19 protein-coding genes, 1 tRNA gene and 1 pseudogene are annotated in these 26,748 nt (G+C 71.5%); 5 read left to right on the top strand and 16 right to left on the bottom strand.

From position 1 onward, the window contains the following. Nucleotides 1-5: 5 nt before the first annotated feature. Genes QM634_RS07045 through QM634_RS07010 form a run of 8 tightly spaced genes read right to left on the bottom strand, consistent with a single transcriptional unit; the run spans nucleotide 6 to nucleotide 15,877 of the window. Nucleotides 6-1,346 carry a lysine N(6)-hydroxylase/L-ornithine N(5)-oxygenase family protein gene (locus tag QM634_RS07045; RefSeq protein WP_415042059.1) on the bottom strand — a complete coding sequence of 447 codons (1,341 nt, stop codon included), beginning with the start codon at nucleotides 1,344-1,346 and terminating at the stop codon, nucleotides 6-8. After that, the gene (locus tag QM634_RS07040; protein WP_415042058.1) at nucleotides 1,339-2,874 is read right to left on the bottom strand and encodes a pyridoxal phosphate-dependent decarboxylase family protein; all 1,536 of its coding nucleotides are present in this window, start codon (nucleotides 2,872-2,874) and stop codon (nucleotides 1,339-1,341) included. The genes QM634_RS07045 and QM634_RS07040 overlap by 8 nt, the downstream gene beginning before the upstream one ends. After that, a complete protein-coding gene (locus QM634_RS07035; protein ID WP_415042057.1) occupies nucleotides 2,871-4,337 on the bottom strand; it encodes a peptide synthetase in 1,467 nt (488 codons plus the stop codon). The genes QM634_RS07040 and QM634_RS07035 overlap by 4 nt, the downstream gene beginning before the upstream one ends. After that, entirely contained in the window at nucleotides 4,334-6,622 is a 2,289-nt protein-coding gene (locus QM634_RS07030; protein ID WP_415042056.1) for a penicillin acylase family protein, read from the bottom strand. The genes QM634_RS07035 and QM634_RS07030 overlap by 4 nt, the downstream gene beginning before the upstream one ends. Continuing rightward, on the bottom strand, nucleotides 6,619-8,445 hold the full coding sequence (locus tag QM634_RS07025) for an IucA/IucC family protein (RefSeq protein ID WP_415042055.1): 1,827 nt from the start codon (nucleotides 8,443-8,445) through the stop codon (nucleotides 6,619-6,621). Before QM634_RS07025 ends, QM634_RS07030 begins: the two co-directional genes overlap by 4 nt. Then, nucleotides 8,442-12,551, bottom strand: coding sequence for an amino acid adenylation domain-containing protein (locus tag QM634_RS07020; RefSeq protein ID WP_415042054.1), 4,110 nt, complete (start codon nucleotides 12,549-12,551; stop codon nucleotides 8,442-8,444). Before QM634_RS07020 ends, QM634_RS07025 begins: the two co-directional genes overlap by 4 nt. 35 nt (nucleotides 12,552-12,586) lie before the next feature. Beyond that, nucleotides 12,587-14,239: a (2,3-dihydroxybenzoyl)adenylate synthase gene (locus tag QM634_RS07015; protein ID WP_415042053.1), complete on the bottom strand. Its 1,653-nt coding sequence runs from the start codon at nucleotides 14,237-14,239 to the stop codon at nucleotides 12,587-12,589. Between the two features lie 6 nt (nucleotides 14,240-14,245). Next, nucleotides 14,246-15,877 (bottom strand): long-chain-fatty-acid--CoA ligase, encoded by a 1,632-nt coding sequence (locus tag QM634_RS07010; RefSeq protein WP_415042052.1) that lies wholly within the window; start codon nucleotides 15,875-15,877, stop codon nucleotides 14,246-14,248. 184 nt (nucleotides 15,878-16,061) lie between these two features. Here QM634_RS07010 and QM634_RS07005 point away from each other — a divergent pair. Beyond that, nucleotides 16,062-16,313: pseudogene (locus QM634_RS07005) on the top strand (acyl carrier protein); the annotation flags it as partial. A gap of 14 nt (nucleotides 16,314-16,327) precedes the next feature. Continuing rightward, nucleotides 16,328-17,599 carry a wax ester/triacylglycerol synthase domain-containing protein gene (locus QM634_RS07000; protein ID WP_415042051.1) on the top strand — a complete coding sequence of 424 codons (1,272 nt, stop codon included), beginning with the start codon at nucleotides 16,328-16,330 and terminating at the stop codon, nucleotides 17,597-17,599. A 4-nt stretch (nucleotides 17,600-17,603) separates the two neighbouring features. Here QM634_RS07000 and QM634_RS06995 read toward each other — a convergent pair whose 3' ends face one another. Beyond that, the gene (locus QM634_RS06995) at nucleotides 17,604-18,518 is read right to left on the bottom strand and encodes an aminoglycoside phosphotransferase family protein (protein WP_415042050.1); all 915 of its coding nucleotides are present in this window, start codon (nucleotides 18,516-18,518) and stop codon (nucleotides 17,604-17,606) included. Between the two features lie 5 nt (nucleotides 18,519-18,523). After that, on the bottom strand, nucleotides 18,524-19,522 hold the full coding sequence (locus QM634_RS06990; protein WP_415042049.1) for a hypothetical protein: 999 nt from the start codon (nucleotides 19,520-19,522) through the stop codon (nucleotides 18,524-18,526). A 94-nt stretch (nucleotides 19,523-19,616) separates the two neighbouring features. On the opposite strand from QM634_RS06990, the gene QM634_RS06985 reads away from it, so the two are divergent. Next, the gene (locus QM634_RS06985) at nucleotides 19,617-20,054 is read left to right on the top strand and encodes an SRPBCC family protein (RefSeq protein ID WP_415042048.1); all 438 of its coding nucleotides are present in this window, start codon (nucleotides 19,617-19,619) and stop codon (nucleotides 20,052-20,054) included. Here QM634_RS06985 and QM634_RS06980 read toward each other — a convergent pair. From QM634_RS06980 to QM634_RS06970, 3 genes are read right to left on the bottom strand one after another with little or no spacing between them, the layout of a single operon-like run. After that, nucleotides 20,048-20,965 carry an NAD(P)-dependent oxidoreductase gene (locus QM634_RS06980; protein WP_415042047.1) on the bottom strand — a complete coding sequence of 306 codons (918 nt, stop codon included), beginning with the start codon at nucleotides 20,963-20,965 and terminating at the stop codon, nucleotides 20,048-20,050. The two genes, QM634_RS06985 and QM634_RS06980, sit on opposite strands and share 7 nt — an antisense overlap. Next, complete coding sequence (locus tag QM634_RS06975; protein ID WP_415042046.1) at nucleotides 20,962-21,747, bottom strand: SGNH/GDSL hydrolase family protein; 786 nt, start codon at nucleotides 21,745-21,747, stop codon at nucleotides 20,962-20,964. Before QM634_RS06975 ends, QM634_RS06980 begins: the two co-directional genes overlap by 4 nt. Beyond that, nucleotides 21,744-22,661 carry an SMP-30/gluconolactonase/LRE family protein gene (locus tag QM634_RS06970; protein ID WP_415042045.1) on the bottom strand — a complete coding sequence of 306 codons (918 nt, stop codon included), beginning with the start codon at nucleotides 22,659-22,661 and terminating at the stop codon, nucleotides 21,744-21,746. The genes QM634_RS06975 and QM634_RS06970 overlap by 4 nt, the downstream gene beginning before the upstream one ends. A 106-nt stretch (nucleotides 22,662-22,767) precedes the next feature. On the opposite strand from QM634_RS06970, the gene QM634_RS06965 reads away from it, so the two are divergent. Next, nucleotides 22,768-23,070 (top strand): hypothetical protein, encoded by a 303-nt coding sequence (locus QM634_RS06965; protein ID WP_415042044.1) that lies wholly within the window; start codon nucleotides 22,768-22,770, stop codon nucleotides 23,068-23,070. A 59-nt stretch (nucleotides 23,071-23,129) separates the two neighbouring features. Next, a complete protein-coding gene (locus QM634_RS06960; protein WP_415042043.1) occupies nucleotides 23,130-23,846 on the top strand; it encodes an aspartate/glutamate racemase family protein in 717 nt (238 codons plus the stop codon). 31 nt (nucleotides 23,847-23,877) lie between these two features. Here the strand turns inward: QM634_RS06960 and QM634_RS06955 are convergent, their stop codons facing one another. The 3 genes from QM634_RS06955 to QM634_RS06945 all read right to left on the bottom strand — a co-directional run bounded on the left by QM634_RS06955 (nucleotide 23,878) and on the right by QM634_RS06945 (nucleotide 26,642). Beyond that, nucleotides 23,878-24,951: an aldo/keto reductase gene (locus QM634_RS06955; RefSeq protein WP_415042042.1), complete on the bottom strand. Its 1,074-nt coding sequence runs from the start codon at nucleotides 24,949-24,951 to the stop codon at nucleotides 23,878-23,880. 28 nt (nucleotides 24,952-24,979) lie between these two features. Further along, a tRNA-Ser gene (locus tag QM634_RS06950) sits at nucleotides 24,980-25,064 on the bottom strand. A gap of 69 nt (nucleotides 25,065-25,133) precedes the next feature. Continuing rightward, complete coding sequence (locus tag QM634_RS06945) at nucleotides 25,134-26,642, bottom strand: DUF222 domain-containing protein (protein ID WP_415042041.1); 1,509 nt, start codon at nucleotides 26,640-26,642, stop codon at nucleotides 25,134-25,136. Nucleotides 26,643-26,748 lie beyond the last annotated feature (106 nt).

The raw sequence follows: 26,748 nt of genomic DNA, 5'->3' as shown, positions 1-26,748 counted from the left end.
GACGGTCATTCGACGACCAGGTCGTCGCCGACGCCGAAGCTGGTGAACGCGGTCTGCCGTTGCAGGCGGTACTCCTCGCGACCCAGGACGGTGTTGAGGATCTTGGCGTTGCGCACCGCGCCGATGTCGAGGTTGGGCGCCGAGACGCCGACCGCGTGGTGTTCGGCGTTGGCGACGAACAGCCGGTCGGCCAGCGGACCGTCGGCACCGACGGAGTGGTTGGACTCCACGACCAGGCGCCCGCGCGAATCGCGTCGCAGCAGGCCCTCGAGCGGGGCGAGGAATTCCGGTTTGCGCTCGGCGTAGCCCGTCGCCGCGATCACCAGGTCGGTGTTGTGCGACAGCAGGTTGCCGGTGTCGACGTGGCGGCCGCGGACGCGCAGGCCCCCGTCGGCGATCGGTTCGACGCCCTCGATCGCCACCCCGTTGCGCAGTTGCACGGCGGGCAGCTTGTCGTGCAGTTCGCGCCGGTACAGCAGGTCGTGCACCCGGGCGAGGGTCTCGCTGGAGATCCCCTTGTGGAACTGCCAGTGGCCGCGGCGCACCTCGTCGCGGGTCTGCTCGGGCAGCCCGTGGAAGTAGTCCATGTACGCCGGGGTGGTCATCTCCAGGGAGAGCTTGGTGAAGTCGAGCGGGGCGAACCACGGGGTCCGGGTCCACCAGCGGACCGCCGGGCCCGGTCGGGCGGAGTCAGCGGAGGCGAGGTTCGCCTCGAGGAGGTCGGCGACGATCTCGGCACCGGACTGCCCCGAGCCGACCACGGTCACCGATTCGGCGGCGAGTGCCTCGTCGCGGCGGAACAGGTAGTCGGCGCTGTGCAGCAGGGCCGGGGAGTCCGCCGACACGGCGTCGGGGATGAACGGTTCGGTGCCGATGCCGACGACGACGTGCCGCGCGACGATCGTCGACGGTCCGTCCGCTCCGCTCGTCTCGACCTCGAAGTGCTCGGCGTCGGCGTCCCAGCGAACGGATTCGACGGTCGTGCCCCACCGCAGACCGGGCACCCGGTCGATGACCCACAGCAGGTAGGCCTCGTATTCGCGGCGCGTTGGGAAGAAGTCTTCGCGCACGAGGAAGGGGTAGAGCCGGTCGACGTCGGCGAGGTGGGCCAGGAACGACAGCGGATGGGTCGGGTCCACCAGGGACACCAGATCCGACAGGAAGCTGACCTGCAGCTTGGCGTCCTCGAACATCAGCCCGGGGTGCCAGGCGAAGCGGTCGGCGGAGTCGACGACGAGGACGTCGGCGTCGTCGACGGTGGAGGCGAGGGCGGCCAGGCCGAGGTTGAACGGTCCGCAGCCGATGGCCAGGACATCGACCTGCCGTTGGGTCGTCGGGTCAGTCATGTGCGGCTCCTACGTTCAGTGCGGCGGGAGCCAGACCTTCGGACTCCACTTCCAGGGCGACCCGCAGGATCTCGTCGTACAGCCGGTCGATGTCGGCCGGCGAGGTCTCCGGGTTGAGCAGGGTGAGTTTCAGACAGGTGCGCGGCGGCGCGTCGGGTTCGATCCGCACCTGCGTGCGGCCGATCAGCGCGGTGCCCGAACTGATCAGGCGACGACGCAGCTCGGCGTTGACCTGGTCGATGTCGAGGTCGTCGCAGCGGTAGCGGAAGACCACGGTGGTCAGCGTGGCCGGGGAGACGAGCTCGAGCTGCGGCTGGGCCTGCACGCGGCGCTGCGCGTGCCGAGCGAGGTCGTGGCAGGCGTCGAGCATCTCGCCGAGTCCGTCGCGGCCGTAGGCCAGCAGCGTCGTCGCGACCTTCAGCACGTCGGGACGACGCGTGGTCTGCAGCGTCAGGCCGAGTTGACCGCCGAATCCGGCCGCCAGGTCGTCCTCGGGGTTGAGGTAGGCCACCGAACGGTCCAGCGACGAGAAGCTGTCGGTGTCGGCGAGCAGCAGCAGGCTGGCGGCGGCCGGCTGCCACCCCACCTTGTGCAGGTCGAGGGTGATGGAGTCGGCGACGCCGATACCCTCGAGCAGTCCGGCGAACCGGTCGGAGAACAGCGCGCCGAATCCGTAGGCGGCGTCGACGTGCAGCCACAGCCCGTGGCGGTCGGCGATCTCCGCGATCCGCGGGAGCGGGTCGACGGTGCCGAAGTCGGTCGTGCCGGCGGTGGCCACGACAGCGAACGGTGTGCGATTGGACGACGCGAGGTCCTCGAGGGTCGCCTCGAGCGCGTCGGGGTCCATCCGGTGCTGCTCGTCGCAGTCGACGGTGACCACGGCCGATTCGCCCAGCCCCAGCGCGGCGCAGGCGCGCTGCAGGGAGAAGTGCGCGACCCGGCTGCACAGGACGACCGGTCGGCCGAGTGCGGACACACCGTCGTGACGGATGTCGATACCGCGCGCGGCACCGGCCTGGTCGCGGGCGATCAACATGGCCAGCAGGTTCGAGTACGACCCGCCCGGCCCGAACACGCCGCCGGCGCTCGACGGGAGTCCGGCCAGTCCGGCGAGCGCCTGGACGGCCCACGCCTCGATGGCGAGGGTCGCCGGACCCGAGTCGTAGGTGTCGAGTGAGGCGTTGGTCGCGCTGGCGAGGGCGTCGGCCGCGACCGCGACCGACAGCGGCGGCGGCTGCAGGTGCGCGGCGCACAGCTCGTGGGTCAGGTTGAGCCCGTACTCGTGGACGATGTGCGCCATCCGGTCCAATGCGGCCTGCTCGCCGATGCCGGTGCGCGGCAGGTCGAGGGAACCGAGTTCGTCGGTCACCCGAGCGAGCACCTCGTCGGGCGCACCGAACGGCAGCGGTGGGCGCGGCGGGCGGTCGGCGACGGTGGCGGCGGCACCGAGCAGCTGTCGGCCCACCTGCGTCCAGCCGTGGCCGGGGCGCGAGAACCTGGTGGCGGGGGTGTGCGATTGTTCGGTCACGCTGCCTCATCGGGGTTGTCGGGGGTGGCCGTCGCGCTCGCCAGCAGCACCGAGAGCGGCTGGTCGGCGGCGGTCGGGATGCGGTGCAACAGGGTGGCGACGACCGGCGCGGCGCGGTCGACGATGACCTCTCCGGTGCCGAGCTGGTGGTCGACCTCCAGATGCGCCCCGCCGTCGGCGGCGAGCTCGACGGCGAGCGTCAACGGGTAGGGCGCGATGCCGGTGGACACGGAGCGGTAGTCGACCCGCATCCCGGCGGGGACGTCGACGCCGCGCATCGGCGCGTTGCGGACCGACGCCATGATCTCGACGACGGGGAAGCGCCCGCCGCTGCCGCGCAGGGCGGTGAGGATCGGGCCGAAGTCGACGTCGACGTATTCCATGGCCGTGTAGATCGCGGTGATCGCCGACCGCATGGCGTCGGCGACGGTGGCCCCGGTGTCGAAGGTGAAGCGGATCGGGACGATGTTGCCGCAGTAGCCGACGCGGTCGGGTGCGTGGCCCGGACGGCGGTTGTCGGCGGGGACGAGCAGCACGTGGTCGGTCGCGCCGGTCAGCGCGGTGACGGCCACGGCGGTCAGCGCCAGGAGCGCGGCGTTGCCGGTTCCGCCGACGCTCGGGGCGTAGGCGGTGAACGCGTTCAGGTCGTCGACGTCCAGGTCGTGGCGCTGCTGCTGGCCCGGGCCCTCATCGATCGGGTTGAGCCAGCTCTGCTCGGGGGTCGTCGCGGGCAACTGCCCGGACAGCGGAAAGCGGACATCGGGAGCGGCCCAAGTCGAGCGTGCGTGGTCGACGGCCGCGGCGAGGCGGGCCCCGTCCAGGTGGTCGGGTGCCGGCGCGTCGGTGGATCGCACCCACTCCCCCGCCAGCACGGCCCCCAGCAGCACCGGCCACGACGTGTCGTCGACGGCGAGGTGGTGAAAGCTCAGGACGGCGGTGGTGCTCGTGCCGTCGCGGTAGACGCGGGCGCGCACCGGTGCCTCGCGGGTCAGGTCGAAGGGCGTGCGGGCCAGCGCCGTGGCCGCATCGGCCGGGCTGATCCCCTCGCCGATGGGGCCGCCGCCCAGCGCCCACAGGCCACCGGGCTCGACCCAGCGCCCCACCGGCGGCCGGGGTTCGCGACGCGGTGAGCCGTCGTCGTCGACGATCACCGAGCCGAGCACCTCCGCGCCCGCGACCGTCGTCTCGATGCCGGCGACCAGCCGCTCGGCGGTCGTGCCCGTGACGTCGAGCAGCAGCGTGATGTTGTGCGACACCGAGTCCTGGTCGAGGCGGTGAATCCGCCACATGCGGCGCTCGGCGGTACCCAGTCCCGCCGTCGCACCCGCCGAGTGGGCGGTCGTTTCCGCCGAGTGGGCGGTCGTTTCCGCCGAGTGGGCGGTCGATTTCGCCGAGTGGGCGGCGCGACGGCGGCGCAGGAGCTCCAGCCGCGCGGCGCGGGGATCGGCGAGTGTCTCGGTCATCGGTCTCCTCCGGCTCCGGCGGCGCTGGGCGTCGCAGCACGCTCGCGCAGGACGGTCCAATCGCTGACGATCGGGATGGTGTCGCCGACCGCCCACAGCGGCAGTTGGTCTTGGAAGTGCGGTGCGGCGGGATCCCCGTCGACGCCCATCGGGACGATCCAGCGACCGTTGTCGCGGTCGGCGAGGTCCCACACGTAGCGGGCCGCCGATCCGGTGCGGCATTGGTCGTCGGCACCCACCGCGCCGGCGTTGGCGAAGACGCACTCCGCGTCGCCGCCGAGCGGGGCACGGTCCGGACGGACCCGCGCCGACAGTTCGGGGTGTGCGGGCGAGGCGCCCATGAGGTCGAAGCCGTGGATCGGCGCGAAGCGGTGGTGCTCGCCCCAGGTCGGTGCGGCGGCGCCCCCCTGGGTCGCTTGCGCGACCTCGTCGAGACTCGCCGCGACGAGGGCGGGGATGTCGACGCCGAGTGTTCGCAGCCGATCCAGGACCGTGCCGAGTGCCGCCGCGATCCGCGGCAGCGGCACGAACCACGGGTCGAGGATCGGCGAGAAGCCGTGCGGCGCGGACAGTTTCGCGACCGCCTCGTGCCCGGCGAGCTTGGCCACGAGTCGGGTGCGCAGTGCGGCGAACAGGTAGGCGTCGACGCTGTCGGCGGCCATCGTGCGATCCCACGCGACGAGGCGCTCGCGCAGGCGCCGCGCATCCTCGCCCAATCCGTCGAGCGGTTCGAGTAGCTGCAGCACCAGTGCCGCGTCGTCGAGCTCGACGTCGCGGTGGATGGCCGTGCAATCGTCGACGGACACGTCGTCGCGGGAGTCCAGCAGGGCGGTGATCCGCCGCGCGCGGGTGGGACCGACGGCCTCGGTGGTGACCGGCTGCAGCCGCGGGCAGTCGGTAATGCGCTGGTTGGCGATGACCGCGTAGTCGGCCACCGCCCCGTCGAAGCCCTCGTCGGCGATCGACGCGGCGTGGTACCCGCCCCAGCGGTACCGCTCGTCCCAACCGGGCACCGGCAGCCAGTAGTTCTCCGACGCACGACGCGGCATCGCGCCGACGACCTGCCGGTGGACGTGACCCCGATCGTCGGCGATGACGATCCGGTTGACCGGCTCCGACCAGGTCTCGAGCGCCTCCTCGACGTCGGCGATCGAGTCGGCGAACAACAGGTCGAGGACCGCGTCGAAGCCGAAGCCCTCGGCGTCGGCGAGCATCGGACTGCGCAGGCTCACGGCATAGGCGTCATCCGGCCCCCCGAGGATGACCGGGCCGTTGTCGGTCACGACGATCTCGACGTCGACGTCCTGGCCGTCGCGGACCACAATCGTCTCGGTCCACGACTGGGCCGCCTGCACGCCGTCGGGGGTGAGCGCGGTGACCGCGGCGCCGTCGCGGCCGAGCTTCTCCCGGTAGAGGTCCTGGTAGTCGCCCATGGCGTTGGTGATGGCCCACGCGACGTGGCGGGCGTGGGCGAAGTGGGGCAATGCGGGCACACCGGCGAAGGCGAAGCCGACCACGTCGAACTCGGGGCAGCCGAGCTGGCACTGCAGGTAGATGCCGGGCAGTTCGAGGAACCGGTGAGGGTCGCCGGCGATCAGCGCACCGCCGGTCGCGGTGTGGGCGGCGGTCACCCCCCACGCGTTGCTGCCGGAGAGCGCGTCGCCCGGGTGGGCGCGCTCGGCGGGATTCTGGGCACGCTCGGCGGGATTCTGGGCACGCTCGGCGAAGTCGGCGAGCAGCGCGTCGATGAACTCCTCGTCGGGGAGGTCGGGGGCATCGGCGGACAGCCCGCCCTCGAAGTCGAACATCGTCAGGCCGTCGCGATTGAAGGCGCGCGCCAGCTGGACCCGCCACAGCTTCGTGGTGAAGCGGCCGAAGAGGATGTGGTGCATCAGGAAGACGGCGATCGGCGTCCACGGCTGCCAGGGGGCCGGCCGGTGGTCGAGTTCGTCGAGCTCGGGGGCGGTGGTGTCCAGCGCACTGTTGACGCCGGCCGTATAGGCGTCGAGCAGTTCCCGGGTGCGCGGCGACGAGCGGTCGTAGACGGCCCGCGCGGAGCGGTCCATCCCCGACCGCCGCGCGAAGCGGTCCCACTCGACGGCGCCGCGGCCGAACGCCTCGGCCGTACGACCTTCGGCCCGCAGCCGCAGGAACTCGATCTGCCACGCCCGGTCCTGCGCGCACGCCCGCCCCTGCCCGTAGAGCGCATCGGCCGGCGTCTGCCCCCACACGTGCGGGATGCCCCACTCGTCGCGGATCGTCTCGTGCTCATACGTCGCGGTCATCGCACACCTGCCGTCGTCGTCAGTTCGTCGCGGGTGGCCGACGCCGGCTCACCCGCGATGGGGTTGGCCAGCTCGTGGCCGTCGGCGACCATCGACGCGTAGGGGATCTCGTGGTCGGCCATCCGCTGGCGGTTGCGCAGCTGCAGCCGGTTGAGGTGGATGGCGCCGAAGGTCGGGGCGAACAGGTTCCACCGGGCGAAGCGGTCCGCGAGCCCGGGGTGCTGTGCCTGCAGGGCGTTGACGCTCGCGGCGACCTCCCACCAGAAGTCGCGGTCGTCGACCAGCCCGTGACCGTGCAGCAGCGCCGCAAGCGGGCGGAAGAAGTCGTCGAAGACGTCGGAGAGGATGCCGAGGTTGCGCGTCTCGTCGGCCTCCCGCGACCTCGCGCGGGCGCACTCGGGCGGCAGGTCGTCGCACTCGCCGAGGATGAAGACCTCCTCGCCGATGTCCTTGAGGACGACCCGCGTCGGCACGCCGCCCGACAGCACGAGGATGAGGTTCTCCCCGTGCGGCGAGAACTTCAGCTCGTGGGCGATGAGCAGGTAGGCGATCGGGTGCAGGTAGGCGTCGAGGTAGCGGCGCAGCCAGCCGCGCGGCGACAGTCCGGAGCGGTCGATGAGCGCGCCGATCAGCGGGTCGCCGGCGTGGTCGACGTGCAACAGCGCGGCCATCGTGGCCAGTTCCTCGTCGTCGCGCAAGAGCGGGACCGGCGACTCGCGCCACAGGGCGGCCAGCATCTTGCGGTACTCCGAGCCGGGCTCGGTGGCCGCCTCCAGCGCCGGATTGCGGTATCCGATGGCGGCGGTCTCGTAGAGGACCTCGAAGCCGATCGACCGCAGGTACTCGTCGTCGCCGATCCGACCGCGCACCCAGTCGTTGATGAGCGGGGTCGTGCTCATGTAGTCCGCCGACATCCCGCGGGTGAAGCCCATGTTGGTGATCGACAGCGACACCTTCGTGTAGTGCCGTTCGGGGGCGGTCACGTCGAACAGCGTCCGGATCGACTGCTGCGGGGCGAATTCGTCCGCCGACGGCCCGAGTTCGACGATCCGCCGCGCCGCAACCTCCGAGGCGAACAGCCGTGCGGCCTTGTTCGTCCACTGCCACGGGTGCGCCGGCAGGTACCGGTAGTCACCGGGGTCGAGGCCCTGTTCGACGAGGATCGCGTCGAACCGGACGCGCTCGGCGGCGCCGAGCTGGGATTCCAGAAGGCTGTCGTAGTCGACGCCGGACATGGCGGCGAACTCCACGTCGTCGGCCCACACGGCCAGCCACGTCAGCCGCATCCGCGGGCCGAATTCGGGTGCGTAGCGGGGCAGGTCGTCGACGCTGAAGCCGATGCGCCCGGCATTGGCGATGAAGCACGGGTGGCCCTCGGTCATGGCGGCCTCGATCCGCTGGAAGGCGGCGACCGGGTCGGCGGCCGGTCGGGCCAGTTCGGCGACCGGCACGCGGTGCTCGGCCGACCTCCCCGCGCCGAGCGCGAGGGTGTTGATCAGCTCTTCCAGGTAGGCCGACAGGTCGTCGCCGTGCAGGCCGAGCGTGTCGGCGAAGTCGACGACCAGCGCGACCGGGTCGAGCGGGCACCCCGCACCCTCGAGGCTGCGACGGATGCTCGTCTCGTCGATGCACCACGAGTCGAGGGCGAGGACCTGCGCGGCGAAGGTGTACTCGGTGCGCCCGTCGTCCGAGCGCGCCGCGAAGGTGCCGTCGTCGCGGCGGCGCGGCAGCACGATCTGCTCGTGGCAGAACTCGGCCAGGATCTTGCGCACCAGCCGGCGGCGGTAGTCGGTCCAGGTCTCGCGGTCGGTCGTGGCGCTCATGCGAGGTGCCTCCCGTCGTCGGTGAGGGCCGCGAAGTCCTCGCGGGTGCAGTAGCTCAGGCGTGCGGTCTTGGTGCCGACGGAATGGTCGCCGGCGACGGTGAACCCGACGGCCGCGTTCAGCCGCTGCACGTGGGTGTTGCGGACGTCCGGCTCGACGACGACGCGCCGTGCGCCCGCCTCACCGAACGCGGTCCGCATGATGTGGAGCATCACCTCGGCGGTGAACCCGGTGAGCGGCTCGTCGGTGGGGGCCACCAGCAGGTGCATGCCGATGTCGCCGTCGGCGTGGACGTACCCGGTCGCCGGGTCTGCGAGTTCGCCGACCGTCGGGTCGTACAGCTCGAAGAGGAACCGCGGCTCGCCGTCGAGCAGTCCCAACCGCATCCCGTGGGGTGCGCCGGTGTCGGCGTCGCGGATCATCGCCGCCACGTCGTCGGTCGACGCGGTCAGCATCTCCCAGTACTTCGACTTCGGGTGGTGCAGCCATTCGCGGATGATCGGCGTGTGCGCGTCGGGGTCCATCGGGATGTGCGAGAGCCGGTCGGCGAGGGCACGCTCGGCGGAATTCTGGGCCCGCTCGGCGAGTTCGGCGGCCACCTGCTCATCGGTCAGCGCCAGCACGGCGGCGTAGTCGGCGGCAGCACCGGTGACCCCGGGATCGAGGTCGACGATCCGCTCGGCCAGACCGGCGGCGGTGCGGTGGGTGAAGACGTCGGCGACCCGCACACCCGGAACGTCGAGCCACTCTCGGATCTGGGCGACCAGCCGCGTGGCGAGGACTGAGTCGCCGCCGAGGGCGAGGAAGTCGTCGTGCACGCCGATCGCGCGATCGGTGTGCGGGAGCACCTCGCCGAGCAGGTCGACGAGCGCGGCCTCGACCGGGTTTCGCGGCGCGGTGGCGGCGGGGTCGCCGCCGGCGGGTGCGGCCAGCGCGGCAATCGTCGTGCGGTCGTACTTGCCGTTGCCGGTCAGCGGCAGCTCGTCGAGCACGACGACCGTGCGCGGGATCATGTGCTCGGGCAGGTCGACGGCCAGGGCCGCGCGCAGGTCGTCGCCGGAGCCCCCGCCCTCGAGCGTGACCGCCGCGCGCAGGTCGCGCCCGTCCGACCACGCGACGGCACCGCTCACGCCCGGGCGGCGCAGCAGCGCGGCCTCGACCTCGCCGAGCTCGATCCGGTGGCCGCGTACCTTGACCAGGTGGTCGGCGCGGCCGAGGAAGTCCAGGAAGCCGCCGGGGAGATAGCGCAGCACGTCGCCGGTGCGATACCAGCGGGTCCGGTCCCGCTCGACGAACCGGTCGGCGGTGCGCTCGGGGTCGCCGCGATAGCCGGCGGCGACCCCGGCGCCACCGATCCACAGTTCACCGGGGACGTGATCGGGCCGGTCGCGGCCCAGGTCGTCGACGACGCGGCAGCGCACGCCCGCCAGCGGGAAGCCGTAGGGCACGAACGCGGACCCGGCCGGGACGTCGGAGGCGGCGCAGTAGGTGGAGTGGATGGCCGTCTCGGTGGTGCCCCCCAGCCCCGCCACCCGGCAGTGCGGCGAGTGGTGCGCGACGCGCTCGGCCAGGGCGACGTCGACCTTGTCGCCGCCCATGATGATCTCCCGCACCGACGTGGGCAGCGGGCCGAGGTCGAGGATCATGCCGAGGATCGACGGCACGCAGTTGAGGACGGTGACGCGGTGCTCGTCGAGCTGGCGGACCCAGTCGTCGACCTTCGTGGCCGCGCCGTCCCCGGGGACCACGACCGCGCCGCCGACCGCGAGCAGTGCGAAGACGTCGAAGACCGAGAGGTCGAAGTCGAGCGCGGACACCATCAGGCTGCGGTCGTCGGCGGTCAGGCGGAGCCGGGAGACGAGGTCGGTGAGGGTGGCGACGGGAGCGCGGTGCGGCAGCTCGACGCCCTTGGGCAGCCCGGTCGACCCGGAGGTGAACAGGACGTAGGCGAGGTCGCCGGGGGTCACCGGCACCGGCTGCGCGGGGTCGTGGGCAACCGCCGTGGCGAGGTCGAGGACCGGGGCCTGCGCGTCCCAGTCGTCGAAGCGGTCGGTGAGGATCGCCGCGGGGCGCGCGACGGCGAGGATCCGCTCGCGACGCGCAACCGGCTGCGTCGGGGCGATGGGCACGTAGGCCGCGCCGGCGGCGAGGACGCCGATCGCCGCGACGATCTGCGACCCGCCCTTGGGCAGGTTGACGACGACGGTGTCGCCCCGGCCCACCCCGGCGTCCAGGAGCGCCCCCGCGATGCGACGCACCTCATCGGCGAGGTCGGCGTGGGTCCACGTGCGCTCGTCGGTGATGAGCGCCGGTGCCGTTCCCCGCTCGGCGGCGCGGGCGAGGAACCGCCCGTGCAGCGTCCCGTCGAACACCTCGCTGGCCGGGAGGGGGAATTCGACGGCGAAGCGCTGGGCGCGCGTCTGCTCGTCGACCGGGTCGGGTGCGGGCGCGTCCCACTCGCCGGTGACGAGCAGGTCGAGCACGCGGACGTAGTAGGCGAACATCGCCTCGGCGACTTCGCGGGGGAGCTCGGAGACGCGCACGTCCCAGTTGAGCAGCAGGCCGCCGGCGACCTCGGTGACCTGTGCGTCGAGCAGGACCTGCGGGCCCTGGGAGACGATCCACGAGGGGGTGCCCAGGTGGTCGGCGACCGTGTCGGAGAACAGTTCGCCCAGGCCCAGCGCGCTGGTGAAGACGACCGGCGAGACGACCGGTTCGCCCTGGTGGCGGCTGAGCTCGCGCAGCACGTCGAGGCCGCCGAAGCTGCCGTGAGCCATGGCGTCGTGCATCTCGCGGCGCAGTTGTCCGGCGCGCTCGGCGAGGGTCGCCGGGCGGCTCAGGTCGACGGCGACCAGGATCGACGAGGTGAAGTCGCCGACGACCTGCTCGAGGTCGGGGTGCGCGCCGTCCGGGTCGGCGGCGTCGCGGTCGAACATCGGGACGGTGAGCAGGAAGCGCGACGACGCGGAGTGCGTGCCGATCGCCTCGGCGAAGGCCGCCGCGACGGCCGCCGCGGGGGTGACACCGCGATCCTGCGCGTGCGTCTCGAGTCGCCGCCACGCGGCGGCGTCGACGCGGTGGTGCAGCCGGATCGTCTGTGCGGTGCCGGTGCTCTGGCCGGTGGTGGGCAGTTCGGGGGCACCGGGGAGGTCGGGCAGTCGGTTGCGCCACCAGGCGATGTCGGCCTCGCGGGCCGGTCGGGCGGCGCGCGCGGCACTGAGGTCGCGGTAGGTCGCGCGCAGGGGCCGGAGCTGCTCGCCGAGGTAGGCGCGGGCGAGGTCGTCGACGAGCACGCGGTAGCTCATCGCGTCCGCGGCGAGCATGTCGACGTCGAGGTGGACCCGGCTGCGGCCGCCGGGCAGCAGGCTCAGTTCGGCGCGGAACATGCCGCCCTCCTCCACCGGGAGCATCCGGTGGGTGCCCTCGGCGCGACGGGCGGCCAGCGCGGCGTCGACCTCCTCGACGGTCGCCGGGCGAAGGTCGTGCACCGCGCACGCCTGCGGGTGCGGATCACCGATCTGCTGGGTGCCGTCGGGCAGGATCCGGGCGCGCAACATCGGGTGCCGCTGCGCGAGCTCCCCGACCGCCGCGCGGAAACGGTCGGCGGCATCGGCGGGGGCGTCGCCGTCGAATTCGACGTAGAGGTGGGCGGCGACGCCGCCGAGCGCGTGGCTGTCCGAGCGCCCCACCCAGTAGGCGTGCTGCATCGGGGCGAGTGGGAAGGCACGCTCGGCGGAAATCTGGGCACGCTCGGCGGAATCCTGGGCACGCTCGGCGGAAATCTGGGCACGCTCGGCAGAATCCTGGGCACGCTCGGCAGAATCCTGGGCACGCTCGGCGGAAATCTGGGCACGCTCGGCGGAGGCGGGAGCGGGGGCACCCAGGAGCCGCTCCCAGGCATCGAGCGTGGGATCGGCGGCAAGACGCTTGAAGTCGACGTCGTGGCCGCGCTTGCGCCACTGGCCGGCCAACCGCATGATGCGCAGCGAATCGAGGCCGTGCATGACCAGATCGGCGTCGGGCGTCAGGGAATCGGCCTCCGCGCCGAGGGCGGCGGCGACCTCGGCCCGCAGATCGAGCCCGGCTTCCGAACTGACAACCGACATGCGCAATACCTCGCTCAGGGAGAAGTTGGGAGTGCTCAGGATTCGGCGGCCGCGAGTTCGGCCCGCAGCGCCTTCTTGTCGACCTTCCCGATCGCCGTCGTCGGCAGCGAGGGCACCAGCCGCACCTCGTCGGGCAGCTTGAAGGCGGCCAGACCGCGCTCGGCCAGGAAGGTCCGGACGTCCACCAACTCGAGCGGGCGGCCGGCCGGGTGGTCGTGGGAGGCGACGGCGAGCGCGCAGATCCGTTCGCCCAGGCCGTCGTCGGGAACCCCGATCACCGCGGCCTGCCGGATGGACGGGTGGGCGATGAGGTGTTCCTCGACGTCGTCGGCGGCGACGTTCTCACCGGCGCGGACGATGGTGTCCTTGATGCGCCCGGTGACGGCGATGTCACCGCCGGGCAGCCGCCGCACCCGATCGCCGGAACGGTAGAAGCCGTCCGGGGTGAACGAGGCGGCGGCCTGCTCGCCGGCGCGGTAGTAGCCGCGGATCGTGTACGGGCCCCGGACCAGCAGTTCGCCGTCCTGTCCGTCGGGCACGTCGCGACCGTCCTCGTCGACGACGCGCACCTCGTCGTACTCGGACATGGGGCGGCCCTGCACCCGGTGGACGAGCTCGCGCGGATCGTCGGGCCGGGTGTAACAGATCAGCCCCTCGGCCATCCCGAACACCTGCTGGGTGATCGGGCCGAGCGCCGCGTCGAGGGCCTCGGCATCTGGTTGCGCCAGCTTGGCACCCCCGACCTGCAGCAGCCGCAACGACGAGATGTCCGCCGGCTCCCACTCGGTCGCCGCACACCACACCTGGGCGAGCGCCGGCACCAGCGCGGTGACGGTGACGCGGTGGGCCTCGATGACGTCGAAGGCACTGTCAGGGCTCGGGTTGTCGGTGAACACGACGTGCCCGCCGACCGACCAGATCCCGAGGATGCCCGGACAGCAGAGCGCGAAGTTGTGTGCCGCGGGCAGGGCGGCGAGGTAGACGTCGTGGCGGGTGAGCCTGGCGACATCCGCCGACAGCCGGGCGTTGAGCGCGTAGTCGTTGTGGGTGCGCGCGATGAGCTTCGGCAGGCCGGTGGTCCCGCCGGACACCAGTAGGACCGCGGGCAGATCCGGATCGGTGCGGTCGGGCAGGTCCACCGCGGCGGGATCGGCGTCGGGCAGCGGGGCGAACTCCCCCGGGTCCCCGTCGACGAAGACGCGCCGGACGGTCGGCACGCGGTCGCACAGTTCACGGGCGAGGGCCCGGTAGTCGTAGCCGCGACGGTCGTCCTCGGTGAGGTAGGCGACGGCACCGGCGCCCCGCGCCAGATGGGCGATCTCGCTGATGCGGTGCGCGGGCAGCGTCATGACCGGCACGAGCCCGGCGCGCAGCACGCCGAGAAGGGTGATCGCGAACTCGGCGGAGTTGGTCAGCTGGAGCACGACGCGCTCACCCGGCCGCAGGCCCGCGGCGGCCAGTCCGGCGGCGCGCGCGGCGACCGCGCGCTCCAGCTCGGCGTAGGTCAGGGATCGCTGCGCGTCGCTCACCGCCGGGCTGTCCGGGGTGGCCGCCGCGGCCTGCTCGACGATGCGCCACAGCATCCGGTTGGCGAACAGCCCCGCCTCGCGATAGCGGCGGTCGGCCTCAATCGGGTGCGGCACGAAGCCGTCGGCCAGGCCGGCGGAATCAGTCGTCTCGACGGTCATCGCCCCTCACCCCGCGACGACGAGGTCGGCGGCGGAGTGGCGGCGGATCTTGCCCGACGGCGTCTTGGGCATCTCACCCCTGCCGATGAGCGTGACCGTCGAGACCGCCACGCCCACCGCGTCGAAGACGGCCCGGGCGACCTCGTCGTGGATGCGCTGGGCGGCTTGCGGATCGTCGGCGGCATCGGATTCGGCGACGACGGCGATGCCCTCGCGGCCGTCCAGGCGGCGGTAGGAGACGGCGGCGGCGTTGCCCGGCCGGATGCCGTCGACGCTGCACGCCGCGCGTTCGATGACGGTCGGCGACAGGTTGCGGCCGGAGACGATGATGACGTCCTTCTTGCGCCCGGCGACGACGATCTCACCGCTCTCGGTCAGGTAGCCCAGGTCGCCGGTGTCGAGCCAGCCGTCGGCGTCGACGGCAGCCCGCCACCCGTCGGTGGTCAGGTAGCGCGCGGTGACCGCTCCCCCGCGCACGAGGATCGTGCCGATGCGATCGGCCGGCAGCGGCTGCTTCTCGTCGTCGACGATCACGACCTCGATCCCGGGGACCGGGCGACCCAGGCGCACATGCGTGCGCACCGACTCGTCGACGCGGACCACCGCGCCGTCGGATTCGGCGGCGGCCGCGTCGACGGTGTCCACGACCAGACGCGTGTGTTGCGAATCGAAGGAGACCGCCAGGGTGGTCTCGGCCATGCCGTAGCTGGGCATCAGGGCTTCGGGCCGCAGACCGAAGCGCGCGCCCTCGGCGAGAAACGCCTCGAGGGACTTCTCGTCGATCGGCTCGGCACCGTTGATCGCGACGCGCAGCGACGACAGGTCGTAGGCGCCGTCGGCCGCGCGGCGCAGCCGCTTGGCGAGGACGGCGTAGGCGAAGTTGGGGGCGGCGGTGCAGGTACCGCCGAAGCGGGTGATCATCCCGGCCCACGACTCGGGCTTGCGCAGGAAGGCCAGCGGGGTGGTGATGACCGCGACGGCCTGCTCCAGCATCGGCATGAGCATCAGGCCGATCATCCCCATGTCGTGGTAGAGCGGCAGCCAGCTGACCGCGACGTCGTAGCCGGTGGGTTCGACCGAGGAGAGCATCGCGGCCTGGTTCTGCTCGACGTTGCCGAAGGTGATGGCCACGGCCTTGGGGGTGCCGGTACTGCCGGAGGTGAGCTGCAGGATCGCGACGTCGTCGGCCTCGACGTCCACCTGTGGCACCGGGTCGTGGCCGTCCAGTCCGGCGCGGGTCAGGATCGGCGTGCCGACGTCCATGCCCGCGAGGGGCTCGGCGAAGGGGTCGCCGACGACCAGCGCCGCGGCGCCGAGCATCGCGATCACCTCGCGCGTCTCCGCCAGCCAGACCTCCAGATCGGTGCGCGGCGTCGGCTGGTGCAGCATGGTGAACGACGCGCCCCGGAGCCAGATCGCCTGGACGAGGTCGGCGACGTCACCGGGGTCGCCGGCGAGGATCGCCACCGCGTCGCCCTTGCCGATCCCGGCGGCGGCAAGGCCGGCGGCCGCGGTCCGACCCGCTTCGCGGACCTGGGACCAGGTGCGAAAACGCAGGTCAGAGGGATCGTCGCCACTGTGCAAACCGGTGATCTCGGAGGCGGGCGACGCCAGCCAGGTCCGGACGAGAGTGCTCATCGGTCGACGACCTCCACTATTTCTGATCGTTATGCGCCACATTTGCAGTGGCAAAGGGTAACCTTGGAAGATTTAGGTTAGGTATACCTTGCAGCTACAAGATTCGTCTACTACGGTTGCGGTGACTCTCGCCACGATTCCGCGATGAAGCGGGTCGCGATGGCCCGCATCCGCAAGCTCAGGAGGAACCTTGTCCGACCATGTCGAAGCCACGCTGAAAGAGATCCTCACCGAGGACCTGGACCTGTCCCTCGACGACGTCACCCCGACCTCGCGCCTGGTGGAAGACCTCGGTCTCGACTCGGTCGCCCTGGCGATCGGGGTCGTCGCCATCGAGGAGCGCCTCGGGGTGAAGCTCACCGAGCGGGAGATGCTCGAGTGCCGGTCCGTGGGTGATCTCGAAGAGCTCGTCCGCTCCCGCATGGCGACGGTCTGATCCGGGGGCGCACCATGACCGAAGCCGCGATCACCCTCGGACCGCAGGACCACACCTACCTGCACCTGGACACCCCCGACCGTCCGATGCACTGGGCGATGCTGCTGCGGTTGGGCGCCGGCACCGCGCTCGACATCGGGGCCGTGCGCGAGCGCGTCGCCGAGCGGGCGCAGCGGTACGCACTCTTCCGCACCGGGATCGCCGGCGGCCGCTGGACCCGCCCGAAGACCGTCGAGGTCGACGCCATCGACCCGCACGCGCAAGTCACCGAGGCGGTGTACGCGGACGAGGCCGATCTGCACGCGCAGATCGGCGACCTCATGGGAAGCCACCTCGAGCGCGGCAAACCGTTCTGGCACCTGACGGTCTTCCGCCCGTGGGACGCCTCCGGCGGCAACCCGCCCCACCTCCTGTTGCGGGTGCACCACAGCCTCTCCGACGGCATCGCCGGTGCGGCCTTCTCCGCGCTGCTCGCCGACGAGACCGACGAGGACGGACTGGTCGAGTTCGACCGCTTCGCCACCAGTCCCCGCTTCCACATCAGCGGTATCGACCCCGACGAGCTGGCGACGGCCAAGGCCGCCTTCGGCGAGAGCTGGGAGGCCGGACGCACCGGTCGCGACTGGCCGAAGTTGGGGCGCACCGGCAAGCGCGAAGCGGTGTGGCACAGCGTATCGACCCGCGATCTGCGACGAACCGCCAAGCGGGCGGGCGCGTCGGTCCACGAGTACCTGTTGGCGGCGGTCGGTGCGACGGTGAGCTCGGCGCGCCCGATCGGCACCGCGTCGACCAACATCCGGGTCACCCTGCCGGTGACCCTGGACAAGGAGTTCCGCCACACCGGCAACGCGGTCGCGGTGTCGCTGCTCAACCTCGCCGGCGACGAGGGCTCGGTCGACGAGCAGCTGCCGGCGATCCGCGAGCAGTTGGCGCGCATCGAACGCGACCGCCCGGAGCTGTACCTGGCCGCCGCCGACGATGCGCCGCGGGCGCCGTGGCCGATCTTCCGGGTCCTGTCCGGGATGTCGATGAACCGCATGTCCCCGGACATCCACGTCGGCATCAACCCCGGGTTCACCCGGGTGCGCACTGTCCTCGGCGCACCCATCGAGGATCTGACCGCGCTGTCGCCGCTGGTCGGCTACTCCTTCTCGGTCACGATCCTCATCCTGGGCACGCGCACCAGCTTCGGCATCGTCTACGACGGGGAGGCGCTGCCCGGCTACGGCGAGCGGTTCCTCACCGCCTTCGACGAGCTGCTGTCGGACTCGGTCACGGCCGGCTGACCGGCTAGGGCTGCACGCCTTTCGCGACGGCGATGCAGCGGGTGATCCAGTCGCGCTCCGACGCGTCGAGCGGGCGGTTCATCCGTTTGGCGTCCTGCACCGACCAGTGGGCGTTGACGATCATCCGGACCACGACCCAGTCGCGCGCCCGGTCCTCGTCGAACCCGGCCGCCTCCACGACGGTGAGAAACCGGCGAGCGATGGATTGGTGCAGGTAGCCCTCCATCTCGGCCCACCGGTTCCACAGGAGCGGGGCGATCTCGTAGTGCGGGTCGCCCGACGTCGGCTGCGGGTCGATCACGAGCCACGGCTCACGGACCGCGGCCAGCACGTTCTCGTAGTGCAGGTCGCCGTGGACGATCCGACCGTCGCACTCGGGGTCGACGGTGAACTCCCTCCCCCGGCGCAACGCCTGATCGAGCAGGCGCCGGGGCACGGGGACGTCGGCCGCATCGGCGGCCAGCGCGTCCAGCCACTGCGCCAACACCTCGCTCAGCGGCCGCAGCCGCGGCGGTGCGGGCCGGTGCAGTCGCGGGTACAGGCCCGCGACGGTCTCGCAGGCCTGCAGGTCCCACTCGCCGTTCAGGTTCTCCTCGCCGAGGCGCTCGAGCAGCAGGGCCCGGCGCGCGGGATCGGCCCGGTACAACCGGACGGCACCGGCGCCGTCCCACAGCTGTAGCGCGAGGTGCTCCTGGGCGGTGTCGGACTCCCCGTCGAACCCGACCTTCAGCACGGCGTCGCCACCGTCGGCGGTGCGGACCGGCAACACGATCGACGCGAAGCCGTGCATCGGGTCGCCGACGACGCCCAGGTCCCACTCGTCGAGGAGGTCGGCGCAGCGCCGCGGCAACAGGTCGAGCCATCGCTCCCAGTCCGGGCCGAGGCGGCGCTGGGCCGAAAGCCCGGCGGGGATCTGCACCGGCGTCACTTGTCCGCGACGATCTCCTCGTCGCCGGTCAGGGCGTTGATCCGGTAGGAGAACACCAGCAGGGCGATCAGGCCGACGCCGACGTTGATCAGGGCGCCGAACTGCTCGGTGACGAAGTTGAAGACCTGTGTCAGCAGCATGGTGACCAGTGCGGCGGTGCGCAGCAGGCGCAGCGGCCACAGACCGCCCCGCCGACGGACCAGGCCGACGATCGCCAGGACGCAGAGGACCGTCGCGGTGGCCGATCCGCCGAGCTGACCGAGCGCGACGACCCCCGGATGCGGGTGGTCGATGACCTGGTGCAGGCCGTGGATGAGGCCGGAGACGTTGAACAGGGTGAGCAGCACCGCAACGGCCACGGTCACCCGCGGCCCGATGACGACCGAATCCTCGGCGTGGGTGATCCGGGTGTAGAAGCGGTCCAGCAGGTTGGGCTTGACCGTCGGCGCGGAGGTCAGCGCCGTGGACACGCCGTCAACGGCGTCCGGGTGCGCACCGAGCTCCTTGGCCTTGGTCAGGCTCTTGAGGACGTGGGCGCGATCGGGTTCGGTGATACCCGCGGCCAACGCGTCGGTCGTGGTCGACGCGCCGTTGACCAGGGCGGTCGTCGCCGTCACGTCGCGCATGTCCGTGACGACGTGGTTGGCGACGAGCAGCAGCACGATGACGACGTACATGATCGCGACCGACGGCTCGTAGAAGTAGTCGTTCGTCTTGGTGACGAATTTGCCGACCTCGTCGAGGAAGAGGCCGAAGCCGATGCCCCCGACGAGCACCGCGAGGTGCCGGGTCACCCGGCCGGTGAAGGACAGCATCAGGAACATCGCGATGCCCAGCAGTGCGCCGCCGAACAGCGAGTGGGCGATGTGCAGGTTGCCGCCGCCGATCTGCGGGTAGCCGGTCCAGGCCAGGTAGGCGCGCGTGACCAGGATCGTGATCACCGCGATGACCACGAACCACTCTACTAAACCGCTGCCGTCGGAACGACGAACCATGTGCACTCCTCGTCTATCGGTTCCGTGCAAGATGAAGGCTAGACGACCGACCTGTGCACATCCTGGAACAACCGAGTCAGGAACGAGGACACCCATGCCCCACCTCATCGTCGAGCGCACCATCGCCGCCCCGATCGACGCGGTCTTCGCCTGGCTGACCGACCCGGCGCACCTGACCGCCGCGCCGCTGGCCCTGCGCGCCGGATGGGCGCGCGGCACCGACGGTCCGGGCGTCGGCGCGGTGCGCGAGGTGCTCGCGCTGGGTCTGTGGGCGCGCGAGGAGATCGTGGCGTGGGATCCCCCGCACCGCTACGACTACTCCATCACCAAGGCGGTGCCGGCCATCGACCACCGGGAGGGCTCGGTGACCCTGACGCCGGTCGACGGCGGTACGCGGGTGCGCTGGATCGCCGACTTCACCATCCCACTCGTCGGTGGCGGGCGACCGATGGGCGCACTGATGGGCCGGCTGCTGCCGGGGAGCTTCGCGGCGATCCTCGACGCTTGCGAACGAGACCTGGCGGGTCAGTAGTCCCGCGCGGGATCGACCCGCGAGATCAGCTCCTCACCGGCGGTGAAGCGGCGCAGGTTCTCCGCCAGCCACGGCGCCATCTCCCGGGTGAGGCCCGGCGACGGGTTGGCGATGTGCGGGGTGACGATCAGGTTCGGCAGCGACCACAGCGGGTCGTCGTCGGCGGGCGGTTCCGGATCGGTGACGTCGAGTGCGGCACCGGCGATCGCCCCGCTGCGCAGGGCGCGGCCGAGTGCCTCCTGGTCGATGAGCGGGCCGCGCGCGACGTTGACGATCCAGCTGTGCGGCTTGAGCAGTCCGAGCGTGCGGTCGTTGATCAGGTGGTGGGTGCTGGGCGTCGAGGGGGCGGCGAGCACGACGTGGTCGGCCTCGCCCAGCGCCCGGTCGGTCTCCGTCGCCGGCAGCGTCAGGTCGGCACCGTCGAGGTCCCGGCCCGAGCGGCTGACCGCGATCACGCGCGCGCCGCATGCGGTCAGCCGCGGCGTCAACTCCCGGCCGATTCCGCCGCCGCCGATGATCGTGACGGTCGCGCCGCGCAGGGTGCGGACGGCCGGCGGGATCACCTCGTCGTTCCAGCCGAGCAGCACCGATGCGGGGATCTGGCGCAGGCCGGCCAGCAGTAGGGCGAGCGCGTGCTCGGCACACCCGGCTGCATAGAAGCCGGAGGCATTGGTCCACAGCCGACGGTCGTCGAGCACACCGGCCGTCAGGTAGGCCTCGATCCCGGCGTAGGACAGCGCCACCCACTCGACCGAGTCGGGCAGCGTCGGAAACCCGTCCGGTCCGGCCAACCACACCAGGACGCGCGCCTGCTCGAGCGGCACCACCCGCCCACCGGCACCCTCGACGGCCGCGACGAGGTGCGGATCGCGAACGGGTTCGATGGCGACGGTCAGGGCTGCTTCGCTCACGACGGACTCCGTTCGGGCAGGTCGGCCACCGGGGTCGGCACCGGATAGCGCGGGCTGATCGTGTCCCCGGAGGACACGCCCCGCAGGCGGCGGCCCACCCAGGGGGCGAGGAACCCGGTGACCCACTTGGCGTCGTCGGCGAGGCGGGTGGTGCGCGGCTCGCGCGAAGGCTCGGGAAGCACCGGCGGTGCGAGGTCGTGCGGCACGCCCAGCGCGTCCAGGACCGCGATCGCCAAGCGCTGGTGGCCCGCCGGGCCCATGTGCAGGCGGTCGTGGGCCCACATGCGCGGGTCCTGGAAGTCACGGATGCGCCAATAGTCGACGAGGACGGTGCCCCGGCGGTCGGCGATCTCGCGCATGCCCTCCGCGAGGATCGCGAACCGGCCGCGCAGGGCGCCGAAGACCGGGACGTCGCCGGTGTCGTGCGGGGTGAAGATCGCGACGGTGGCGCCCGAGTCGGCCAGGCGCGCGATCGCGTCGTCGTAGACCGCGAACAGGTCGTCGAAGTCGATGGTCGGGCGCAGCACGTCGTTGCCGCCGGCGTGGATCGTGACCAGGTCGGGCTTCATCGCGAGCGCGGGTTCGAGCTGCTCGTCGACGATCGGCTTCAGCTTGCGCCCGCGGATGGCGAGATTGGCGTACTCGACGCCCGGATGGGCCGCGTCCAAGGCGTGCGCGACACGGTCGGCCCAGCCGCGCACGCCGTTCGGCAGGGCGTCGTCGAGGTCACCGACGCCCTCGGTGAAGGAGTCGCCCAGGGCGACGTAGCGGGAGAAGCTCACCGCACGCGCACCGCGAGGAGGTCGCCGGACTCGGTCCCGACCGTCAGCCGGGTCGGGTGGTGCGGATCGGCGACGATCGAGGTGAGGGGCTGGCCCAGGTTGCGGCTGCACACCGCACCCGTGCGGGTGTCGACGAGGAAGAGGTCGCCAGCCACGCTGGCCACCGCCAGGCGGTGCCCGGGCAGGGCGACGAGGTCGTCGAGGGAGCCGGGAACCGGCGCCGTCAAGTCGAGGCTCGACGCCGCTTCGGGTCGCCCGACGGGGACGCGGAGCATGCGGCCGGTCGCGCTGGTCGTGAGCGTCGCGTACAGGGTGTCGCCGGCAATGGTGATGCCGTTGACGCCGAATCCGTTGATCAGCGGCGCCAGGGCGCGCCCGGTGCGCGCGGTCCAACCGCGGTCGACGGAGCCGTCCGGGCGCACCCGCAGGATCCCTTGACCGCTGTCGGCGACGTAGAGCGCCTTGTCCGCGCCGAAGACCATCCCGTTGGGCATGGCGAAGCCGGCCGCGAACGGGCGAGCCACCGGGCGCGGGGCACTCGGGTCGAAGCGCAGGATCGTCCCGGTGTGCGGCACCCCCGGCAGCATGTTGGTCGAGCTGGTTCCCGCCGCCACGTACATGCGGCCGTCCGGCCCCCGCCGGACCGCGCCCGGGTCGGCGACCGCCACCGACGCGGTCACCCGGCCGCGGGTGAGGCGCTCCACCCGGCCGGTCCGCAGCCGCGACACCCAGAGCTTGCCGTCGGCGTCATAGCCGAGGTTCTCCGCCCAATCCTGGACGGGCGTCGTCGCCCGCGCGGCCGTCGACGTGGACACCGAACCGCACGTCGGAGCGGCCGACGCGGGGACGACCGGCGCCGCGACGAGTGCTCCGGCCAGGACGGCTGGAACGAGGACGGTGGTGCGCATCTGCATGGCCCTCAAGGCTACCCGCGGGCCGGCCCGTGGTCTTGAGCAGCCACGGGACGGAGCACTGTGCGACGATCGACCACAGTCGAACAACCCGATGGACGGAGAACCGATGAAGAAGCTGACCGGCGTCGTGGCCGTGGTGGCCTGCCTGGGTCTGGCCGCCTGCAGCCAGGTCGAGGACATGGTCGACAAGAACAAGGGCGGCAAGACCACCTGTGGCGACTACATGAAGCTCGATCAACCGCAGCGCACCGATGTCGTCCTGAAGTTCCTGGAGGAGAAGGGCGTCAGCCAGGCCAACGACATCGCGGTCACGGCGAACAAGACCGCCATCCTCACCTTCTGCAGCACCGTCGCGTCGTCGACGGACCCGATCAGCAACACCCCGATCATCGGCACCCCGCCGCGGTAGGCGCGACGGCCCGCGTCCGAAGCCCGACACGGGCCGCTGATGCCGCCTATGGTGGATTCATGACAGCAAAGACCCGCAAGAAGATCACCGTCATCAACGCCGACGACAACGAGGCGATCCGCGCCCGGATCGAGTACACGATCAAGCCGTTGTTGTTCGCCGAGGCGCCGGAGATCGAGGTCGTCACCCTGCCGGGCGGCCCCAAGCTGATGGAGACGCAGGAGGACATCGACAGCGTCGCCGCGCCGCTCACCAAGTTCATCGGGACCAAGCCCGACACCGACGTCTTCGTGGTCGCCTGCTTCGCCGACCCGGGCCTGGCCGAGGCGCGCAAAGCGGCCGCCGGCCGGAAGGTGTTCGGCATCAACCAGTCCGGCATCAACACCGCCATGGCGCTCGGCGACAAGGTCGGCATCATCTCCATCTCGGATGCGGCCGTCGAACGCCACCTCAAGTACTACAAGTCGCTGGGCATCATGGACCGCATCGCCGGCGAGCGCCCGATGAACATCGACCTCGGCGATGCCGCCGACTCGATGGATCCGACCGTCGCCATCGATCCGAAGATGGTCGCCGACCGGATGATCGAGGTCGCCAAGGACCTGATCAAGGACGGCGCCGACGTGATCGTGCTCGGCGAGGGCGGCATGTCCCCGGCCCGCGACCTGCTGCAGGGCGCCATCGGCATCCCGGTCGTCGACCCCACCGCCGCCGCCGTCGGCATGGCGATCGTCGCCGCGATGGAGTTCCCGATGCCGGACTTCCACAAGTCCTGAGTCAACCGCACGTCACGGTCAACCCCTCGGGCTACAGGTCCGAGGGGTTGACCATTGACGGGAGCCAGGCGTCGGCGTCGATGTCGACCAGCGTCGGGTGCCGGTCGGCGGCGTAGCGCGCGTAGTGCCAGTTCGGGTACAGGGGCAGCAGCTTGCTCGCCGCGGTGAGGCGGTCGACCTGCTCGGGCGTCAGCGCCCAGGTCGCCGCGTCGATGTTCTGCAGGAGCTGCTCCTCGGTACGGGCACCGATGATCACGCTCGACACGGTCGGGCGCTGCAACGTCCAGTTGATGACGACCTGCGGCACCGTCTTGCCGGTCTCCTCGGCGACCTCCTCGAGAGCGTCGACGAGCGCGTAGAGGTCGTCCTCGTCGAACGGCGGCGCGTCCTTCAGCATCCAGTTCAACCGGCTGTTCTCCGGCCACGGCACACCCCGCTTGATGCGGCCGGTCAGCAGACCCCACCCGAGCGGGCTCCAGACGATCGCTCCCATGCCCTGGTCCTGCCCCATGGGCATCAGATCGAGCTCGTAGTCGCGGCACAGCAGCGAGTAGTGGATCTGCTGCGCGACGTAGCGCGAGTAGCCGTACTTCTCGGCCACCGCCTGCGACTTCATGACGTGCCACGCGGACTGGTTGGACACCCCGAGGTAGCGGATCTTGCCCGCACGCACGAAGTCGTCGAGCGTGGACAGCGTCTCCTCCACCGGCGTCAGACCGTCGTAGATGTGGACGAGGAACAGGTCGATGTAGTCGGTGCCGAGCCTTCGCAGGGACTGCTCGATGGACCGGGTGAGGTTCTGGCGCGACAGTCCCACCTGGTTGGGTCCCGGTCCCGACGGCATGCCCGCCTTGGTCATGATGAGGACGTCGTCGCGCCGGCCCTTGATGGCCGCACCGAGGATGTCCTCCGAGTGGCCGAGGCCGTAGGTCGTCGCCGTGTCGAACATGGTGACGCCGTGCTCGATGCAGATGTCGACCATCCGACGCGCCTCTGCCTCATCCAGCGTCGGCGGTCCGTCGTCGAGGTGAGGGGCGAAGAAGCCCGTCCCGTAGCTGAGCACCGGGACGAACAGTCCGGATGAGCCGAGTCGTCGGGTCTCCATGGGTGGCCTCCCTCGTCAGTGCCTGCAGCGGAAGCGGAGGGATTTGAACCCCCGGTGGTTTTACCCACGCTCGCTTTCAAGGCGAGTGCATTCGGCCGCTCTGCCACGCTTCCTTCGGGGATCAGGCTAGCCGACCGACGACCCCCGTCGGCAACGCCTTTCCCCGTCGAGTGCCCCGGATGCTAGGACGCTGCCGCCAGTCGGGCCTCGAGTGCCGCCTCGACCAGGGAGGGGCTGCGGTCGGGCACCGCGCCGGGTTCGTCGTCCTCGCCCGCCGGCATTCTGCGCGGGTGGTTGATCGGATTGGTCCGGTACGGGCCGCCGCTGCCGACCAGGCGCCAGCCGGCGAGTCCGGCATCGGTGCCGGTGTCGATGATCGTGGTCTCCCACTGGCCGGGGTCCTCGCCGACGTTGCGGTTGTCGACGCCGCAAGCCGGGGCCAGCTGGTCGAGGTTGGTCAGCCCGCCCTTGGCGAAATCGAGGGCCGCATGGTGGATCTGACACTGGGAGAACGGGCGGGGGCAGCCGGGCCGAGTGCAGCCGCGGTGCGCACCGAAGAGCGCGAGACGTTGGGCCTTGGTCGCGATCCGCGCGCCGCGGTAGAAGTCCAACACCTGGCGGGTGCGACGCTTGAAGACCTCGAGCCAGGGCACCGCGTCGGCGGCGAGGTCGACCAGATCGGCGACGGGCACCATCGTGCCGGTGGCGGTCAGCGCCACGCCGGCGCGGCGGGCCAGGTCCGGTTCGTCGACCGTGATCACCAGCTGTGCCGGCAGCCGGTCGGGGCGACCCAGCGCCCCGTGACCCAGGATCCAGTCCAACCCCCGCTCGAGCGCATCGTGATTCCGCTGGGCCGTCGAGCGGCCGTCGCGCAGAGCGGCCTCGCACAGCGCCTTCCGGTCGTCGTCGGTCAGCTCCGCCGCCGATCCGGTCAGCGACTGCTCGTCGTCGGGATTGTTCATCCCGGGCCGGGCCCAGTTGTCGAGCAGCACTTCCAGCTTGGCCCGCAGTTGCGGTCCGATGCAGCCGGAGATCCGCGACATCAACCGGGCGTCCTGGCGGCCGATGGTGAGTCCGCGCTGCCGGCGGCGGTCCCGCTCGTCGGTCAGGATCCCGTCGGGATCGAGGTGGGCCAGGATGCGCTGACCGAGTCCGCGCAGATCCTCCGGCGCCAGATCGGCGGCCGCCTCGTCGAGCAGGTCGACCGCATCGGCGACATCGGGCGCAGCGACCTCGCGGGGGAGCATGTCCATGATCTTCTCGATCTCGCGGACATGGTGCCCCGAGACGATGCCCGCGGCCACCGAGGCGGCCACCGGCTCGCGCTTGGGCGGCAGCTTCGCGCCCGTCATCGCGGTCAGTCGCCCGATGGCCTTGGCGACCTCGCCGCGGCGCTTGGCCTCGGTCTCTCCCAGGCGCAGGTACTGCGCGTAGAACGTCTTGGCCCGCTTGTGCCCGACCCTTCCGAACACCTCGCGGTCGTTGACCTCGACGTAGAGGGCCGCATCCAACCCGTCGGCCCGCCGTCGTGCCTTCTCCAGCGTCTCCACGGTCTCGAGGACCTCCGGATCGGACATCACCGACAGCGGCGCGACGGCCATCTTCGCGACGACCGCGTCCAGCAGCCGAGACAGCTCCAGCGGCGAATCCGGCAACGACTCCACCAACATGTTGTGCGCTGTACCCTCCACCGGATCCACCCCCTGAACTGTTGCTATGGGACCTGATTCGAACTTGTGTTCATACAACCGCGGCCGTGTGACCACCGCCACTTTTTTCCTGTGAAGTAGCCGTGAA

The organism is Gordonia sp. (in: high G+C Gram-positive bacteria) (assembly GCF_047606305.1).
Classification (GTDB): Bacteria; Actinomycetota; Actinomycetes; order Mycobacteriales; family Mycobacteriaceae; genus Gordonia.
Note: the sequence above shows the minus strand (reverse complement) of the source record. Positions and strands in the feature narration are given on the sequence as shown.